The sequence below is a fragment of the Rhizobium sp. BK602 genome (genome assembly GCF_014195095.1).
Lineage (GTDB): Bacteria > Pseudomonadota > Alphaproteobacteria > Rhizobiales > Rhizobiaceae > Rhizobium.
Genome location: NZ_JACIBC010000005.1, coordinates 271898 through 290440, shown reverse-complemented (window position 1 = coordinate 290440; position 18543 = coordinate 271898). Strand labels below are relative to the sequence as shown.

Annotated in this window: 15 protein-coding genes; 5 read left to right on the top strand and 10 right to left on the bottom strand. The window is 60.5% G+C overall.

The features are described 5' to 3' along the window. Positions 1 to 7: 7 nt before the first annotated feature. Entirely contained in the window at positions 8 to 2089 is a 2082-nt protein-coding gene (locus FHX11_RS17995; RefSeq protein ID WP_184359022.1) for a carboxy terminal-processing peptidase, read from the bottom strand. A 126-nt stretch (positions 2090 to 2215) separates the two neighbouring features. Next, on the bottom strand, positions 2216 to 2800 hold the full coding sequence (locus tag FHX11_RS17990) for a YigZ family protein (protein WP_184359021.1): 585 nt from the start codon (positions 2798 to 2800) through the stop codon (positions 2216 to 2218). Positions 2801 to 2862: 62 nt separating this feature from the next. Between FHX11_RS17990 and FHX11_RS29850 the strand changes: the two genes are divergently transcribed. Both FHX11_RS29850 and FHX11_RS17985 read left to right on the top strand, forming a co-directional pair. Then, positions 2863 to 3045 (top strand): hypothetical protein, encoded by a 183-nt coding sequence (locus tag FHX11_RS29850; protein ID WP_210292502.1) that lies wholly within the window; start codon positions 2863 to 2865, stop codon positions 3043 to 3045. 442 nt (positions 3046 to 3487) lie between these two features. After that, a complete protein-coding gene (locus FHX11_RS17985) occupies positions 3488 to 4549 on the top strand; it encodes a porin (RefSeq protein WP_184359020.1) in 1062 nt (353 codons plus the stop codon). A 308-nt stretch (positions 4550 to 4857) separates the two neighbouring features. Here the strand turns inward: FHX11_RS17985 and FHX11_RS17980 are convergent, their stop codons facing one another. Then, positions 4858 to 5784 carry a LysR family transcriptional regulator gene (locus FHX11_RS17980; RefSeq protein WP_184359019.1) on the bottom strand — a complete coding sequence of 309 codons (927 nt, stop codon included), beginning with the start codon at positions 5782 to 5784 and terminating at the stop codon, positions 4858 to 4860. Positions 5785 to 5936: 152 nt separating this feature from the next. Here FHX11_RS17980 and FHX11_RS17975 point away from each other — a divergent pair, with 152 nt between their 5' ends. The 3 genes from FHX11_RS17975 (at position 5937) to FHX11_RS17965 (ending at position 8025) form a co-directional block, all read left to right on the top strand. Continuing rightward, entirely contained in the window at positions 5937 to 6764 is an 828-nt protein-coding gene (locus FHX11_RS17975) for a class III extradiol ring-cleavage dioxygenase (RefSeq protein ID WP_184359018.1), read from the top strand. Positions 6765 to 6906: 142 nt separating this feature from the next. Next, positions 6907 to 7329: a DoxX family protein gene (locus FHX11_RS17970; RefSeq protein WP_184359017.1), complete on the top strand. Its 423-nt coding sequence runs from the start codon at positions 6907 to 6909 to the stop codon at positions 7327 to 7329. A gap of 81 nt (positions 7330 to 7410) precedes the next feature. Next, positions 7411 to 8025, top strand: coding sequence for an NAD(P)H-dependent oxidoreductase (locus tag FHX11_RS17965; RefSeq protein WP_184359016.1), 615 nt, complete (start codon positions 7411 to 7413; stop codon positions 8023 to 8025). A gap of 127 nt (positions 8026 to 8152) precedes the next feature. Here FHX11_RS17965 and FHX11_RS17960 read toward each other — a convergent pair whose 3' ends face one another. The 7 genes from FHX11_RS17960 to FHX11_RS17930 all read right to left on the bottom strand — a co-directional run bounded on the left by FHX11_RS17960 (position 8153) and on the right by FHX11_RS17930 (position 18115). After that, positions 8153 to 9784, bottom strand: a complete 1632-nt coding sequence (locus FHX11_RS17960) for an MFS transporter (RefSeq protein WP_184359015.1) — start codon at positions 9782 to 9784, stop codon at positions 8153 to 8155. A 419-nt stretch (positions 9785 to 10203) separates the two neighbouring features. After that, a complete protein-coding gene (locus FHX11_RS17955; protein ID WP_184359014.1) occupies positions 10204 to 11427 on the bottom strand; it encodes a polysaccharide biosynthesis/export family protein in 1224 nt (407 codons plus the stop codon). Beyond that, complete coding sequence (locus FHX11_RS17950; RefSeq protein ID WP_184359013.1) at positions 11424 to 13649, bottom strand: family 16 glycosylhydrolase; 2226 nt, start codon at positions 13647 to 13649, stop codon at positions 11424 to 11426. Before FHX11_RS17950 ends, FHX11_RS17955 begins: the two co-directional genes overlap by 4 nt. A 67-nt stretch (positions 13650 to 13716) precedes the next feature. Continuing rightward, on the bottom strand, positions 13717 to 15150 hold the full coding sequence (locus tag FHX11_RS17945; protein ID WP_184359012.1) for an O-antigen ligase family protein: 1434 nt from the start codon (positions 15148 to 15150) through the stop codon (positions 13717 to 13719). Continuing rightward, positions 15147 to 16610, bottom strand: coding sequence for a polysaccharide biosynthesis protein (locus FHX11_RS17940; protein ID WP_184359011.1), 1464 nt, complete (start codon positions 16608 to 16610; stop codon positions 15147 to 15149). The genes FHX11_RS17945 and FHX11_RS17940 overlap by 4 nt, the downstream gene beginning before the upstream one ends. 27 nt (positions 16611 to 16637) lie before the next feature. Then, the gene (locus tag FHX11_RS17935; protein WP_184359010.1) at positions 16638 to 17516 is read right to left on the bottom strand and encodes a glycosyltransferase; all 879 of its coding nucleotides are present in this window, start codon (positions 17514 to 17516) and stop codon (positions 16638 to 16640) included. A gap of 2 nt (positions 17517 to 17518) precedes the next feature. After that, entirely contained in the window at positions 17519 to 18115 is a 597-nt protein-coding gene (locus FHX11_RS17930; protein WP_246781060.1) for a sugar transferase, read from the bottom strand. Positions 18116 to 18543: the final 428 nt, after the last annotated feature.

Below are 18543 nucleotides of genomic sequence, written 5' to 3'. Positions count from 1 at the left end.
GCCGCCTTCAGCGCATCCCTGTCTGCAGATCGGCCTCGTCGGCGAGAATGGAGGCGGCCTCGTTCAGCAGGACGTCCTTTGCGTTCTTGCGGGCTTTTTCAAGGGCGATATCGGCGCTCAGACTGCGCTCGTTCGCCTGCAGGCCATCGTCTTCGCCCGTGTCCACGCCATCGTTGATCTGTTCGCGCGACTTCAAACGCTTTGCCTGGGCGGCCAATTCATCGCGGCGTTCCGTCTCGTTGAGGGAGATCGTCCGTTTCTCGCGCTGCGCCTTCAGCTCGGCGGCGTCTTCGACAAAGCGCTGGAAATTCGGATCGCTCTGCACCCGGGCATCGTGGCGGCCTTGCAGTTGCGGCAGCAGCGCCTTGATGTCGCCGGCGGGCGTATAGGTCGCCGGCGGGACCTGCGTCCAGGGCAGGGCATTGTCATAGCTCGCTTCACCAAAGCTCTTGGGGTCCGAAAGACCCGGCAGGGTGATGTCGGGTGTTACGCCGCGCAACTGCGTCGTCCCGCCATTGACGCGGAAAAACTGGGCAACCGTCAGCTTCAACTCGCCGAATTTCGGCTTACTGTTGTGTGTCACCTGGTCGAGATTGACCACGGTTTGCACGGTGCCCTTGCCGAAACTGGGCTCGCCGACGATCACGCCGCGGCCATAATCCTGAATCGCCGCGGCAAAAATCTCCGATGCCGAGGCCGAGCCGCGATTGATCAGGACACCTACCGGGCCAGTCCAGGCGGGCGTGGAAAGATCATCGCTTTCCACATCGACCTTGCCGTCGGCATCGCGTTGCTGGACCACCGGACCCTTGCCGACAAACAGGCCCGTCAAATCGATCGCTTCGGCCAGCGAACCGCCGCCATTGTTGCGCAAGTCGATCAGAACGCCGTCGACCTTGTCTTCCTTCAGTTCACCGAGGAGCTTGGCAACGTCGCGGCTGGCGCTCCTGTAATCCTTGTCGCCTTTCCGCCGGGCTTCAAAGTCCTCGTAGAAGGCGGGCAGGGTAATCACTCCGATCTTGCGCGTTGCGTCGCCGTCCTTGACGGACAGGAGCGTCTTCTTGGCTGCCTGCTTGTCGAGGCTGATCTTGTCGCGCACCAGGCTGATGATGTGGTGCTTGCCATCCGGACCGGCATCCGCCGGCAGGATGTCCAGACGCACGACGGAACCCTTTGCGCCGCGTATCATCTGCACGATCTCATCGAGGCGCGTGCCCACGACTTCCTTGATGACGCCGTTTTCGCCCTGGCCGACGCCGGTAATGCGGTCTCCGACCGCAAGTTTGCCAGACAGCTGCGCCGGGCCGCCCGCCACGAGCTCGCGGATCGTCGTGTAGTCGTCCCGTTCCTGCAGCACCGCGCCGATACCCACCAGCGAAAGCTTCATGGAAATATCGAATTCGGCCGAAGCGGTCGCGCCGAAATAATCGGTGTGCGGATCGACCGAGGTCGTATAGGCGTCCATGAACGACTGGAATACATCGTCGCTTTTGTACTTGTAGGCGCGCTCGAGGGAGTTTTCGTAGCGCTTGTCGAGCGTGTCGCGAATGGCCGCGTCCGTCCGTCCTGCCAGTTTCAGCCGCAGCCAGTCGTTCTTGACGCGCTTGCGCCAGAGATCATTGCTTTCCGCTTGCGATTGCGGCCAGGGCTCCTTGTCGCGCTGCAGCGGATAGTCTTCCTGGACACTGAAATCGAATTTCTGGTCGAGCAGGCTGCGGGCATAGCTCATGCGATCGGCAACGCGCTGCTCATAGACGTTGAAAATGGAAAACGGGATGTTCAGGTCTTCCTGCTTGATGGCGTCATCGATCTTGGTGCTGCCGGCCATGAACGTATCGATATCGCTCTGCAGGAAGATGACCCGGTCCGGATCGAGCGACTTGATGAACTTGTTCATGATCCTGGCCGACAAGGCGTCATCGAGCGGCACAGGCCTATAGTGGTAGCGCGAGAGGAATTCCGCGCTCAGATGAGCGGCCTGCGCCTGTTGCTCCAGCGGCGTCAAAACCGGCGGGGAACCGGTTTCCAGAGCATATGCCGAGGGCGCAATTGCCAGGAACATAGCGAGGAAACCATAGTGTATACGCATTGAGCTTTGATCCGATTCACAACGTTGAGTGTCTGATGCTTGATGTTGGTGGAACAATTATGGTTTTTTGGCAACCGAACGAAGGCGTTCTTTTCGGAAGATTTCCCAAAAGACCACGCGTAACCGTCATTCCGGCCTCACCGCGGCACGACCCCTTGTCATATCCCGGATGCTGCCGACAACATCATCGGCGATCGACGCGGTGATGGTCACGCCGAGAACAGCTCCAGAATCCGTAAAGCGTTCTTCGCGGATTTCGACCCCTTCTTGCGCCTGAAGCCGTGCCTTCAGCAGCGGCAGGTCGGAAAACTGCACGTCGATCGCAACCGCGACGGTCGGAAGAATGGGGCGTTTTTCCGCGCCCTGCAGACAGAGGGCGGCAGTGCCGCCATAGGCGCGGATCAGGCCGCCACTGCCCAGAAGAGTGCCGCCGAACCAGCGCGTCACCACTACGGCCACCATGTCGAATTTGGAACCGTCGATGGCCTGGAGGATCGGCTTGCCGGCGGTGCCACTCGGCTCTCCGTCATCGCTAAACCGGTAGTTCTGCCCGATGCGCCAGGCCCAGCAGTTGTGATTTGCATTGGCGACCGAGTGTCGTGCGACGAATTCCTTCGCCATCTCGGCATTCGCGACAGGGGCCGCCGTCGCGACAAACCGGCTTCGCTTGATCTCCTGATTGGCGGTTGTGCTCGAAACGAGCGCGAACATGGCGGTCTCTCAGCTGATGGCGTGGCGTGCAAAGAGACGTCATAGCCTCAGGACAAGGCGTTGTGCAAACAGGTTCGACGAAGGCGCGGGACCGACAGGGGCGTGTGCGCAGTGCAGCCCATAGAACATTGGTGTCGCGGCGTGCCATGGGCGATCAGCTTGTCGGCATGAAGAGCGGCCAGACGCCGATGCTTTTCGGGCTGCGGGTATTCGGCATTCTGCACCATCGCAATGGCTATCCGTGAGCGCTGACGCTCGTCAATAAGAGGGTGTTTTACAGCCTGTGGATGCGGGCCGGTTCGGTTTAGCCGTATGTTTTGCTGATTACCTTGCGTCCAGATTATTTTTCTGTCTTTTTATTATTGCACAAATAATAATTAAGACTTATTATGCCTGTGCAATTGATTCGATCAGTTGTTGTCCAATTGTTTCTGAATGTTTCTGATTTTTATATTTATGTTAAATTACGATAACCAATGTGTTTTGTTGGTGCATTTGGGCAACAACCGCCAATTATGGCGATGAATATTTGGTGTTGTTTCAAATATTCAGTTCCGGCGCAGGCTGCTGCATCGCTAGCCTGCGTATGAGAGCTATTGGCTTCTCATCAACAGGGAACAGCCGGATGGATGAACGCGGCGGGGTTACGCAGCATTCTTTTGATCAGGCATATCGATTGGAGTTATTATGAACATCAAGAGCCTTCTTCTCGGCTCCGCTGCTGCGCTTGCAGCAGTTTCCGGTGCGCACGCGGCTGACGCTGTTGTTGCCGCTGAGCCGGAGCCGCTCGAATACGTCCGCATCTGCGACGCATACGGCGCTGGCTACTTCTTCATTCCAGGCACCGAAACCTGCCTCAAGATCGGTGGCAAGGTCCGTACCGAAGGTCAGTGGTATGATGCGTACAACCCGCAGCATGTCACCGGTACGCTCTGGCACACCCGCGCCGAACTGCAGCTGCAGACGGCAACGGATACCGAATATGGCGCTCTGAAGACCAACACCGAGCTGCGTTGGGACTGGAATGACGGCAATTCGACGTCCACCAATTTCCTGCATGGCAGCATCAGCCTCGGCGGCTTCACCATCGGTAAGGAAGACTCGCAGTTCAATGTCTTCACCGGTTACGCTGGCGACGTCATCAACGACGACGTTGTCTATGACGGCCCGTACGAACTCAACCAGATCACCTACAACTACGACGCCGGCAACGGCTTCACGGCTGTGATCTCGGTCGAAGACACCAATTCCGGTTCCGGCGCCACCGGTTCCAACGGTGAAGACAGCTCCGATCATTACGCTCCGGACGTCGTCGCCGGTGTTGGCTACAAGGCTGGCAACTTCGGCTTCAAGGTCGTCGGCGGCTACGACTCGATCGTTGAAGAAGGCGCCATCAAGGCCCGCGTCGATGCTGACTTCGGCGTCTTCTCGGCCTTCGTCATGGGCGGCTACAACACCGATGGCAGCAAGCTGAACAAGTACGCTGGCGCGAACGGTGGCGGCGACGCTGCTGGTATCGGCTGGGGCGACTGGGCAGTTTGGGGCGGCGCGAGCGTTCCGATCAACGAAAAGCTGAAGTGGAACTTCCAGGTCGCTTACACCGACTCGAAGATCTTCTCCGCGACCACGAACGTCAAGTTCAACCCGGTTAAGAACCTGCTCATCGAGCCGGAAGTCACCTACACCAACTGGGATTCGATCAACGAAGACCAGTGGGCTGGTATCCTCCGCTTCGAGCGGAGCTTCTAATCTGATCTGAATTTGACCTCCGATCAGAGAAGGGAGAAGGTCCGGTTTCCCTCCGGACCTTCTTTCCTTTATGCCTATGTGAGATCTTCTGAACCGGAATAAAGAGCCGAACTATTCGTTCATTGGCTATACTGTGATAGTTGCCGTTGCGGCAATTCTACTGTTTGCATTGCGTGTTCGGACCTGACGGCCCATTACCTCACGCGTGGATGTGCACTTTCCCGAAGACATTTGCCTTGGAATGGCCGGCACCGGCTATAGGTGTGACGGCTGGTTCGCCACGGTCGGTGCATGCCATCCCGTTCGGATCACGTTGCCTCGGCCGCGGGCTCGTCCGCTCCCGAGCAAAGATTTTTCCTTGAAGCGAGGAAATCGATGAAGGTGCGAACCTTGGCGGAGAGATATTTCCGGCTGGGATAAACCGCGTGCAGGGTTGCGGTGAACCTTGCCGTTTCGGGGAGGACGATCTCCAGCCTGCCTTCGGCAATGTCGGCTTGCGTCATCCATACGGGCAGGAAGACGAGGCCCATGCCCTCGAGCGCTGCCAGATGCAGCATGATCTCGTTTTCGCTTTGCATGATCGGCCGAAGGGTCACCGTTTCAGGACCGTCCGGCCCGTCCATGGTCATGGTGCCGCTTCCATTCATGCCGCTATAGAGCAGCAGCGCGTGACCGTTGAGGTCGGCCAGCCGGGTCGGGCGACCGGTGCGCGACAGATAGGCAGGAGATCCGGCGAGGTGAAAGGCGACCTTCATCAACGGGCGCGCGATCAGGCTGGGGTCCAGCCGTTCGGGTGCCGTCGCGCGCAAAGCGAGATCAAATCCCTCGTCAACGAGATTGACGATCCGGCCGCTCAGATCCATGTCGAAGCGCACGTCGGGATAGCGTTGGTGATATTCGGCCAGTGTTTGGGCGATGAGCGTGTTGGCCGCCCATACCGGGGCGCTGAGCTTTAGAACCCCGCGCGGCATGACGGTCACATTGCTGACGGCGGCCTCCACCTCGTCCAGCCCGTCGAGCATCTGCTTGGTCTGATTGAAGTAGAGCGTGCCGGTTTCGGTCATGCTGACATGGCGGCTGGTCCGGTTCAGCAATCGGGTTCCGAGCCGGTTTTCCAGATGCATGACATGCTTGCTGGCCATTGCCGGCGAAAGGCCAAGGCGCTCGGCCGCCGCCGTAAAGCTCTTCAGCTCGGCCACCGTGCAAAAGACTCGCAGACTCGTCAAACTATCCATCAATCATCAACATATAGGAAATGTTACTTCAATGTAAGGCGCATTGATCAACATTCACGAAAGGCTAACTTTGCCGGCAAGAAGGCGGGCAAGGATCGTTTCCCCGCGACTTCGCACCCGTGACCGGTGCGGCTCAACAAGGATGCAGCAAGGTGAACAAGTTTCGGCTCCCGACTTATTTCGTCAGTCACGGCGGCGGTCCCTGGCCCTATATCACCGACGGATTTCGTCGCAACTTCGATAAGCTCGAACAATCGCTGGTCGAGATGCGTGCCGAACTCGGCAATATGCCCAAGGCGGTGCTGGTGATCTCAGGCCATTGGGAAGAGCAGGGTTTCGCCATCTCCTCCGGCGTCAGGCCGGGGATGGTCTACGACTATCACGGCTTTCCCGAGTACCTCTATCATATCAAATATGGCGCGCCGGGCTCGCCGGAGCTTGCCCGGCGCGTTCAGGATCTCCTGCAGGCACGCGGAATCGACGCCAAGCTCGATCCGACACGCGGCTTCGATCATGGCACGTTCAGTATCATGAAGCCGCTTTACCCGGACGAGGACATCCCGCTGGTGCAGCTTTCCCTGGATATCGGGTACGATCCGGCCTTGCATCTCGAGGTCGGGCGGGCCTTGGCACCGCTGCGCGACGAGGGCGTGCTGATCATCGGCAGCGGCCTCAGCTATCATAACCTGCGGGAGATGCGGGGCACCAGCGGCCATGAGCCGTCGCGTCAGTTCGACGCCTGGCTCCAGCAGACGCTGGTCCACTCGTCTCCCTATGATCGCGCCGAGCGGCTGCTTGAGTGGGAGCAAGCGCCCTGCGCCCGTGCCGCACATCCGCGCGAGGATCATCTCATCCCGCTGATGGTGGTGGTCGGCGCGGCGAGGGACGAACCCGGCGCCGTCACCTACCATCAGACCGACTTCGCCGGCGGCCTCACCGCATCCAGTTTCCGCTTCGGCAATGTGCCCGAAACCGTTTGATCCAAGGAAGATCCGTGCTTTTCGGGCGGCAAAGGCGGGCTGCGCGTACGCCCAAGCCGATGATGACGTTCACGAAAGAAGATTTCGCTCTCAAGGCAGCAAGGCCGCTTGAGCGCATCAACAGTCAATCAGGAGAAATGCCATGCCGAACATAACCAAATGGACACCTCATGTCCTCGCCATTCTGCGGATCGTAACCGCGCTGCTGTTCCTCGAACATGCCACGATGAAATTCTTCCAGTTCCCGGCGGCGATCCCGGGCGTGCCCTATCCGCTGCCCACCATCATCTTCATCGCCGGTGCGATCGAGGTTGTGACCGGGCTGCTGATAGCGGCCGGGTTCTACACACGCATCGCCGCCTTCGTCGCGTCCGGCGAGATGGCTGCCGCCTATTGGATGGCCCATGCGCCGCAGGGCTTCTGGCCGACACTCAACATGGGCGAATCCGCCATCATGTTCTGCTTCATCTTCCTCTATCTCGCCTTTGCCGGGGCTGGCAGCTGGGCTCTCGACAATGTCCTGCGCCCGTCCACGAAGCAGGTGCCGTCTACCCAGGGCGCATAAAGCAGATCGTCCCCTCCCGCGGCGAGACGGCTGGGCCTTCTCGCCGATCGATCCAACATGCAAACCTTTAAAGGAAGAACCATGAAACTTCTGCATATCGATTCCAGCGTTCTCGGAGACGACTCCGTTAGCCGCAGTCTGTCGGCGGAGATCGTGGCGAAACTGAAAGCCCTGCACCCTTCGATCGACATCGTCTACCGCGACCTCGCCTCGGATGTCGTTGACCATCTGTCCATCGGTCACATTGCCGCCCGATACGGCGCACCGGTCGAAGAGAAAGGCTTGCTGGGCGACATCGCGAAAGGAGAGGAATATCTTGCCGAATTGGCCGATGCCGACATCATTGTCATCGGTGCTCCGATGTATAATTTCTCGGTCTCGTCGCAATTGAAGGTTTGGATAGATCGCATCGTCGTGGCGGGCCGTACCTTCAAATACAGCGAGACCGGCGAGGTTCAGACCCTGCTCCCGGCGGCGAAGAAGATCTTCATCGCCTCCACGCGCGGCAGCGCCTACGCTTCCGGTTCCCCTTACGCCGCATTCGAACACCATGAAAGCTATCTGAAGGGTGTCTTCGCCTTCCTCGGCCTGCACGATGTTACGATCGTCCGCGCCGAAGGGCTGGCCTACGGCCCCGATGCAAGATCGGCCGCGATTTCTCAGGCCCGGGGCGAGATATCCGCGATCTCGGCATAGTGCCAGATCAAGGACAAGCATAAGCGAGAGGCCGCGCCAAACGCGCGGCCTGCATCTTTACTTGGGAAGGTTTCGAGCAGCCGGCCGCTGTCAAGTGGCAATCGGCGCAGGAATGCTCCTGTTGCACTCAGTGGTGCAAGTCGATCGGTGCCTTGTGGAAGATGTCGTCGGAGGGAGGAATGGCCTGGCGTTCGATCATGCGATGGACATGCGGTGGTTCGTCGCCGCCATGGAGCGCCCGCAGTCGGTCGGTATTGTCCGCATCCGCCTGGGTTCGTCGTTGATTGTGGCGGATATATTCCACCCAGGTCGGCGTGTGGTAGGTTTCCGTCCAGATACCCGGATTTTCCAGATCGCGCATCAGCGCCCAGTTTCTGGCGCCGTCGCGGATACGGATTCTCCGGCGCTCGGCCATCAGCTTCAGGAATTCCGGCAGGTCCGCATCGCTGATCTGATAATCGACGAGGATGACGATCGGGCCGCTGCGCGGTGTGATGTCCAGGCCAAGGGCCGGTTCGATGAAGCGGTTGAGCGGATCGAGATTGAGCGAGGCGAAGGCCGGCATGGCGAACCGCAGGCCGACGACGATGCCGATCAGCATAACGGCGGCTGAGCCGTAGAGCGCATTGGAAACGCCGAACCGATCGGCCGCGACGCCCCAGAGCCAGCTGCCGCCGGCGATGCCGCCAAACGTCACGGTCTGATAGAGCGATAGGGCACGGCCGACGACCCAGCGCGGCGTCGAGAGTTGGACGATCGTGTTGAAGAGCGAAAGCGCCAGCACCCAGCAGGCCCCCGACACGAGCAGGCCGGCGCAAGTGAGGGACACGAAGGGGCTTGAAGCGGTCAGCGCCATGCTGCCCGCAAATCCCGTAAAGGCATAGCGGATGATCAGCTCACTGCTCAGCGCCTCGCGAAGCCGGGCATTGAGCGCGGCGCCGCCGATCGCCCCGATGCCGAAGGAACCCAGCATGAAGCCATAGGTCAGCGGTCCGCCGGAAACGAGATTGATCGCGACGATCGGCAGCAGGGCGAGTACCGAACTCGCTCCGATCCCGAATATGAAACCGCGGACGAGCACTTTTTCGAGGTTGGGCGACATCGAGATGTACCGCAGCCCGGCAAAGATCGCGCTGCCCAGATTTTCACGTGGCAGCGTTGATATGGGCAAGGCCGGTTTCCAGCGCATCAGCGCGTGGATGAGTGCGAAATAGCTGACGGTATTGACCGCAAAGGCGGCCGCGGCGCCGGCAGCCGCAACGATGATGCCGCCGATGGCCGGACCGACGCTTCGGGTCATGTTGAAGCCCATGCTGTTCAGCGTCACGGCATTGGGCAGATCCTCACGGGGCACCATGTCGCCGACCGATGCCTGCCAGGACGGATTGTTGAGCGCCGTGCCGCAGCCGATCAGGAAGGTGAAGAGGAGAAGCAGCCAGGGTGTGACCCAGCCAAGCAGCGCGCATAATGTCAGGATCGCCGAGACGGTCAGCATAAGACATTGTGCGGTCAGCATCACGCGGCGGCGATCGAAATTGTCGGCAAGGGCGCCGGAAACCAGCGAAAACAGCATGATCGGCAGGGCGGTCGAGGTTTGCACCAACGCTACCATGTCTTCCGACGCCGTGATGGTGGTCATCATCCAGGCGGCACCGACGGCCTGGACCAGCCCGCCGAAATTGGACGCAAGGCTCGCGAACCAGATCCTGCGATAGGTCTCGTGCTGGAGCGGCGCGAGCGTTGGTGAATATGATGACAAGGTTCCCCCCGCATGTCTTGTTCTCCCTCCGCTCCAATATATGACGAAGCTTTCGGGTGGCTAGGCGGAATTGACAGGGACCTGCCATACCGTGAGTTACGAGAGGAGGCGCGACCAATCCGCCCGGCATGTTCTTCCGGGCATCGCAGCTCTTCAGTATGAAAATGAAATGATCGGTAGTGCTGACGAAGTTCTTGCGCATTTGATGCGACGCGCGACAAGATCCGCTGCCAGCGTTGGGGTAGGGGACCTCGGCTGGATATCGGTTGCGAGACAGGACAATCGATTGGCGAGGCGGTCCTGTTCGATGCGCGCGTGGATCATCACCGCTTGCGAGGGGGCAGGATAGCCCATGGGTTGCCCGCGCTCTATGACACGCGGGCCCCCATGGATCGGACGTCATTCGCCGGATTTATGCCCTACTGGCTGTTCGGAGACGTCACCATCTGTTCGGGCTGGATGGTGATCTCGAGAATGTCGTCCGGCCGGATCGGCGTATCCTCCTGGGCGGTGATCTGCATCGTTTGCTCGCCGTTCTTGCGGTAGATGACAAGCGAGGGACCGCCCTGGCCGCCGCGCAACTGGGCCTTGATCGCGCCCGTATAGAGCAGCTTTTCACTCGAAGCGCGAATCCGGCCTGCAAGCTTCTCGATCTCGATCGAGGTATCGCGCAGGGAGTCGTTCAACTGCGTATTGTGTTGCTCGTCCTGGACTTCGATGTTGCGGGCGAGTTCGTCCCTGTCGTGCCGGGCCTGCACGAGCCTTGCCTCGGTGTCGCCCTGCTGGCTGCGAATTTCGGCGAGCGAGCGGCGCTCGTCATCGACGCGGTTTGCCATGACGAGCCCCTTGGTGGCGGAAATGTTCATCCGGTCGACCGCGTCCTGCTGAAGCCTGATGCTTTCCTCGTTGCGCGCCTGCCTGTCCTCCAGGGACTTCACGGTGTTTTCGGCGTTTTTCAGCGCAATCTGCAGGAATGTGCGCTGCTTCGCATAATTGTCGAGCCGCATGCGCAGATCGCTTTCCTCGAAGGCGGCGATTTCGTCCAGCGTCTTGCGCTGCAGAGGCGCCGCGTAAAGGCTGTTGAGATCGATCTCGGGCCGCTTGTTCAGCTCCGCCTTCAGGCTGATGGCGCGGGCCTTCTGCCGGGCGAGGTCGATCCACAGACCCTCGTTCTCGCTCTTGAGATCCGGAGCGGCCATCAGGGGGTTTTCGGTTCGAAAGCGCAAGGCATCATAGCCGCCGGCAAGGGCAATCGCATGCCTGACGGTCAATCCGGGCCGATAGGGCACAGCGCCTGGACGCGATACGTCACCGGAAATGTAAAAGGGCCGGAGTTCGACCATTTCGACGGAAACATCGGCCGACTGTATCCGCCCGTCCTTCGTCAGGCCGTCGGTCAGCGCCGCGCGCAGATCCCGGATCGTCAAGCCTTCGCCATGCAGTTCCCCGAGGAATGGGACGGAGATGTTGCCGTCGATATTGACGGTCACGCGGCGCGTGAAGTCGGCGACGCCGAACACGCTGATCTGCAAGATATCACCGGGACCGAGCTTGTAGGCATCCTGCTCGTCGCAGAAACCCTTTTGCGGCAACAACGAAAGTGCGGCGACAAGGCTGAACGCCGAAAGGCTGATGATCTTCATTGTGTGATCCCCTTTTCTTGTACTGCGTTACTCAACTCGGGCTGTTCAACCCGTATCCAATCGACGAAGAGATTTGCGGGCAGACGTGTCGATTCATCCGGCGATCCAGGCCAAGAGCCTCCGACGGCCAGATTGACGAGGAGGTACATCGGCTTGTGCATGTCCGGCGGCGTTGGGGCCGAGAAGACCGTCTGGCCGTCCAGAGACCAGACGAGGCTCTCCTTCGTCCAGGTGACGCCATAGACGTGGAAGTCGCGGGACAGATCCGTGGTGGCGATCTCCGCGCTTTTTTGCGCCGATCTCGCGCCGTTCGGAACGTCGATGCCGCTATGGGCGGTCACATGCAGCTTGCGCGTATCGTGACCGAGCACTTCGAGCACGTCGATTTCCGGCGGCCAGCTCCTGTCGGCGGGCAGCAGCCAGAAGGCCGGCCACAGGCCCTTTCCGCTTGGCATCCGGGCACGGATCTCCACCCGGCCATAGGTGAACGAAAAGCGGCCGGCCGTGGTCAGCATGCCCGAGGCATAGGCGAACCCTCCCGCGTGGATACGGAGGTTTTCGGGAATTTTCGACGCCCGGATGGCGAGGATGCCGTCGTCGATCGTGAAGGGCGCCAGGGCTTGCAAGCCGGCATGGTCGCCGTTCGGTCGCGGATCGACGTAATATTCCATCTCCGCGTTGCTGGCATTGCTGCGTGCGCCCCATGGATAGAAAGGTTTCCAGGTCCCCTTGCCGTTCGCCTGAAGATCCAGCGTCGAGAAATTGTCGGTGAAGATCGTTTTCCAGCCAGTGGCCGAGGCTTGCGCCGGGTCCTGCTTGACGGTGGCCGCCTGTGCCGAGCCCAGGAAAGCGAGACACGCCAGCGTGGCCGCCAAAACGCCTTGCAGGCCGACGATGCGCCATGACGCGGTCGTCGTCAGCATGCCCAAGCGGCGCATCAGCGCGACCATCGCGGCCAGCATCAGCAGGCCGGCGGCGACATTGCCCCAGGCCTGCCCGTCGATACCAGCCAAACTGTTGCCGATTGTCATTGCGATCAACAGCGTGCCCAAACCGACACCCAGCAATTTCATCGAATCCAGGCCCGGCGATTGCGAGCGCACGATGATCATCGGCACGATCCAGACCATCGCGCCCAGGGATACGCAGGAGACGGCCAGGGCGATCGTCGCCGGCACGGCCTCCATATAGGCCGGAAAGATCGTGGCGATCGTGCGATCGCTGACGAAGACCGCGCAGCAGGCAACGAGACCCAGTGCCAGCGTGACGACGACGACCTCCTTCTCGACGACGGCTGAATCCTTATGGAGGGACTGGCCGCTCATTTTCGCCAGCATCTTGGGATAGCGAACCTGTGCGACGGCGGCCATGATACCCAGGCCGATCATGGCCAGGCTTGCGCCGAACGACAGCAGCCCGAGATCGTGCGGCGAAGACAGGACGGACGATATCCATCGGTTGGCGCTTAGATAGAAAGTCCACGAGGCGTTGAAGGCGAAAAGCGGCAGCGCGGCTTTTGCCATCGAGGCAAGCGGCGGCCGTTTCTTCAGGTGCGGCAGTGGACGGGCCAGCAGCAGCGCACAGAGCGTGTAATAAATCGCGACCGCGGCAAAGGAACCATCGACGCCGCCCAGAAGCAGCCCAGCAAGGCGTGGCACCGTCATGGCCAACTGCAAGACAAGGGCGAGGACGGTGAACTCCCAGATCCGCGACGCGGCGCGGAACAGGGTGACCGGCCCGTTGGCAATCATGCCCGTGATGCCGCCGATGATGGCAAACGTCGCCCCCATGACCGGCAGGTCCACCCCGAACCCGTCGATGAGCAGCACGATGGACAGACTGCCCGCCAAGGCGATCGCGCCGACGAGCCAGAGCGTGACGAGGATTTCGAGACCGGCATGGGCGGCAACGTCGTTCGATCGCCCCGGAATGCGCTTGTCGGCCAGTTGCGACATGCCGAGATCGGCTCGGCTGGCATAGGTAAACAGGCTTGTGAGAAGGGCGAAAGTTCCGAACTGCACAGGATCGAGCAACCGGGCTGCCATCAACGTCGTGCCGCTGCCGAGCATGGTCAGCAGCAAGGTGCCGACGGCGTATGTAATCGGCCAGCCGAACCAGGCGAGATGACGGGACACGCGCAGCCGGTAGAATATGGCCGGCACGCGGCTGGTGGCGAAGCCGGAAATCTCCGGCGTGGAGTTCGTGTCGAAGGCGGTCGTCATGACGTCACCGCATCGTGTAACGAGCCGGCAGCGCAAGACGATCCACAACCATGCGCGAATAAAAAGATCATGGGCTGGCAGCCTCCCGGGAAGCGGCGGTATGGCCGGGAAGTATGGCGGGTTTCGGCGAAGCGCGGATTTCGCCGGCCAGCACCATGAAAAAGGCAAGTGTCAGAAGACCGGGAGTGGCAAACAGGCCGACTTCGGCAATGCCGATGATCAACACCAGCAGGACGACCTGATCCCGGATGGCGTCGGGCCTTGTCACCATCCGCTTGAGGGCGATGCCGAGAAAGGCGAATGCAGGGAGCGATCCCAGGAAGCCCATGCAAAGAAGCGTCTGGACGTACATGTTGTGGGCATTGACGGGATCGCCGGCGAAGTTGCGTCCGACGCTACCCACCATCAGTGCTTCCGTGCCGTTGAACCCCCAGCCCAGGAGCGGTTTGCGTGCGATGAGATCGGATGCCACCGCCCAGAGTTCCGTGCGTCCGGTCAGCGTCATGATCTCCGTGGCGGAGCCGGAACGTGACAGCGAGCCCAGGAACGACGCCATGCTCGGGAGCCCCGCGATCGCAATGAACGGAAGCGCGATGGCGCCGGCGACGAGGGCGATCGCCGCCATTGGCCGGAGGTAGTGCCTCTCGCGCAGTTCAATGATGATGCCGGCAGCGATGGCGGCGGCCGCGCTTGTGCGGCTGTCGGCGGCGATCAGCGTTCCGAAGCCTGTGATCAGCATCGCGATGAAAACCCAGCGGCTGAGGATGCCGCGGCGATGGCAGATGATCGCGAAGGTCACCAGTACCGCCGCCTGCTCGCCCAAGACGTTGGGATGTCCGGAAAGACCACGAAGCCGGAAGCTGGCCTCAAAAGCCGATGGCGGCAGCCAGGCGGCACCCGGCAGGACGATTGCCGCCGCCAGTCCCAAGACGACAAAGGCCAGCAGCGTCAGCGTTGCCAGGCGCAACGTAGCGGCAAGCCCAAGGACGGAAACGGAGAGGCATGCCAGCATCAGATAGGCGACAAACCCCAGGGCGTTGGCGACGGTATAGGCTGGCGTCAGCGACCAGACGCCCGAGGCGATCGCCAGCAGGCCGTAGAGGGCGCCGAGAACGATGGTCGGCTCGCGGATATAGGCAAACAGGCGCTGGAAATTGGCAAGGCAGACGAGCGGGATCAGCATCCAGGTGACAAGCTTCAGTCCGTTCTGCCAATCCAGTCCCGTCTCGCCCGAGGCGCGTTGGCGCAGGCTGAGGTTCAGGCCGAAAATGACGAAGACCAGCAATGCGGCCACGGCCCAGCGCCTGCCAAGGGCGGCGGCGACGATAACCAGCGCAAATCCGGCGGCGCCGATAATGCCGAAGGGCAGCATAGCGGCAGCCGGACTTTGCGGCATGGCAAAGCACAAGCCGAGCCAGGCCAAGCCAATCGCAAGCGGGATGGCAAGCGCAAGACCCGGCCCGGCCCGGCGGGCGACTGAACTGTCTGCGGGCGCAGTCATATTTTCAACAGCCGTTTTGCATCGCGACGGATCGCGGATGCATTCATGCCGGCGCCTGCGAGAAACGCCATGCCGAGAGAGCCCGCTACATAGAGAGGCAGGATCGGGAAGACCGGCTTGACGGGAACCGTTGCCGGCGAGAGCACCTCGGCATCAGGTTTCAGGGCCTCCAGCGTCGGCGCCCGCGTCTTCAGCCGGGTCTGGGCGTCCGCCAGAACCTGGGCATCGTTTTCGGCTTCGCGGCGCAATTGATCGAGCTGCAGGCTCGCCTTGCGCCGCTCGATCATATCCTGCCGGATCTTGTCGATCTCGGCGGAGAGAAGTTGTTCGCGCCTATCCCAATTGTCGGCTTCCACCCGAACGCTGGCAACGATCCGGTCGCGCTCGACCTGAGCCTGCTCCATGATGTTGCGCGATTCCGTCGACATGACCGCAAGCCGCGACATGCTTTCGGTAAGGCTTTGGTTCAGGCGCTGTATCGTTGGGGATGCCAGAACTTCGGGCGCGCTGTCCAATGTGCCTTTCGACTTCATCAGTTCGAGATTGTCCGCGCGGGTTCGTGCGTCGATGGCATGCGCCCGCGCCGTTGCCAGCTCCGTGCTGAGGGCGCTCAGCTGGCTTTCGAGCGAGATCTGGGCGCCCTGATCGATGAGACCCGATTTTTCGAGGAAAGCCTCCATCTCGGCGGCCGATCTGTCCGCCCGGTCGCGGGCTTGGCGTACATGATCCTCGAGAAGCCGGTTCATGCCGTCGACATTCTCGGCCTTGCGCCTGACCTGGGTGTCGAGGTAGGCCGACACCAGCGACCTGGTGAGCATGGCCGCCTTTAGCGGATCGTTGGAGCGGAAGCCGACATTGACCGTGTAGGACAGGCGGTTCCGGTTGACGACCAGCTTGGCCCATAGATTGTTCCTCAGCTTGGCGGCGTCGGGTGCATCCTCGGGGGACGCATTGCCCGCCATCAGGTCCTTCGCGGAGGGGGCGGGCGTATCGCGTGCCAGGGTTTGCGGCAGTACGCCGTCCAGCATGGTGACGATCGCATTGTGAACCCTGCCGGTCAGCCCCTGCTTCACCTTGAATTCGTCGTCCATGGCGAGCTGGTTGGCGTCGATCACGCTCTGGGCAAGCGCGACGGAGCCGAAGGCGTCGAGAGCGGAGACGATGGAGTTTTCGTCCAGGGGCTGCCGCATGGCCTGGGCGTAGTCGGTCTGGCCTTCATTATCGGTTGGACGCAGCACCAGGGTGGCAGTCGATTCATAGACGCGAGGAAGCATCGGCCAGGCAAACAGGGCGAGCGCGATAACCGCTGTTCCACCGAGGAGAAACCGGCGAAGCGAGTAGCGAGCCTCGCGGTCTCCCGCCGCGGCCTGGATCGCATCGGCGCCAACCGAATGGTTCTCGGTTGCGGGAGTAAGAAGCGCGATCGAAGAGATGGGATCGACTGAGTTTTGTTTGGTCATTGCGTTTCATTGCCTCCCTCAATTGTTTCAGTTGCGAACGAAGGCATACATTCTGCCGCGCAGAGGCCCGGAGATCATGCGGAAGCCGGTGTAGAGTGTCGTCACGACCAGAAACTGGCTGAAGGACAGGAAGCCCGCCTTCAGGAAATGCAGCCTGAAACGCACTTCGTTGGTGACATAGCGCCACCCGCCGCGGCGCTCGTTCAGTCCCATGCCGGTGCGGGCTTTGATCAGCACCTTCGGGATCACGTGAAAGCGCACGCCTGCCAGCACCAGCCTTATCCAGAGGTCGTAGTCTTCCAGAAGGCCGAATTTCGAATTGTAGCCTTCGGCCGATCGCAGGAAATGCGCCCTCATCGCCACCGATGGATGCACGATGACGTTGCGCCAGCGCAGGGCCTGCACGACGGCATCATGCGTTGTCGGCGCCACGCGCAAACGCGTCGATTGGGGATTCTCATGATAGAATTCTTCGGCCCAGCTTGCGACGAGACCGATCTCCGGATGGGTTTCGAGGAAGTCGACCTCGACTTCGATCCTGTCCGAAAGGCAGATGTCGTCACTGTCCATGCGCATGATCACCGATCGCGTGCAGACGCCAAGCCCGGCATTGAGCGCGCGGGCGAGCCCCCCGTTCTTTTGCAGCCGCAACACGGTGAACTCCCAGGGTGCGTCCAGGGCGGCAAAATTCGCGATGACCTTTTCCTGGGCCTCGTCTATCGCACCGTCGATGACGAGCACGATCTGATCGGCGGGTCGCGTCTGGACGCGCAGGCTTTCGAGGCTTGCATAGAGATTGGCCGCTTCTTCCCGTGCGTAGGTTGCCATGAGAACCGATACGCCGGCTGTTTCTGTGCGGGTGCCATCATCGGTGGCAGCGGCATCGGACGTAACGACGGTCTCCATGGCTATCGAGCTCCCTTGCGGGAGAGAAGAACGCCGGCGGTCCGTATCAGGATTTTGAAATCCATCAGGAATGTGTGTCGCCGCACATATTCGCAATCGAGTTCGACACGCCGCTGATAGGAGAGATCATTGCGTCCGCTCACCTGCCATAGGCCGGTAATGCCAGGCAGCACGCTGGCATATTCGCTGACATGCCGGTTGTAGTGGCTGAGCTCCGCGCTGGTGACCGGGCGCGGCCCGACCAGGCTCATATCCCCGCGCAGTACATTGATCAGCTGGGGAAGTTCGTCGAGGCTGGTTGCACGCAGAAATTTTCCCGTCGGCGTGACGCGCGGATCGAAGAGGAGTTTCTGATCGCGCACCCATTCGGCCCTGGCCTGCGGGTGGTACGACAGATATTCTTGCAGGCAGCCGTCCGCATCGAGCATCATCGTACGGAACTTGAGGCAATTGAACGGCACGAAGCCCTTGCCGACCCGCGCATGTCTATAGATGACGGGGCCGCCATCAAGAGCGACCAGAAGGCCGATGATGGCGAATAGCGGCGCGCTGAGCACGAGCAGGGCAAGCGAGGCGGAGATATCGAAAGCCCGCTTCATATGCGCGCTGAACACTCCTTGTCGCGGCGTGTATCTCGTCACCGGTATTGTCTGCGGCGATCTGATGTCTTGACCGAGTTTCGGCAGCTGGTTCACGGGACGCTCCTCTATGGGTGTGGTTACGGCAGAGATTGTCGGCCGATCCGTGTTTCCTCGGGCAAAGCACACCATTTGTGGCGTCAGGTTTGCAAGGAAACAGAGGGGGTAACTCCAAGGGGCATCGTTCGAACGAACTAATACGAGTTATGACGCGAATATTGTTTCTAATGAAATAGGTATAAATACAATATAATAGCGTGGTTTTTGATCATTTTTGGGTTGTTTTGAGGATATTCAATGTTTCTGTTTTATAAAAGTATTTGACAACACCGATAAACTATTTATTAATTCAGATGCGCGTAATCGTTGCATGGCGGGCTCAAATAAGA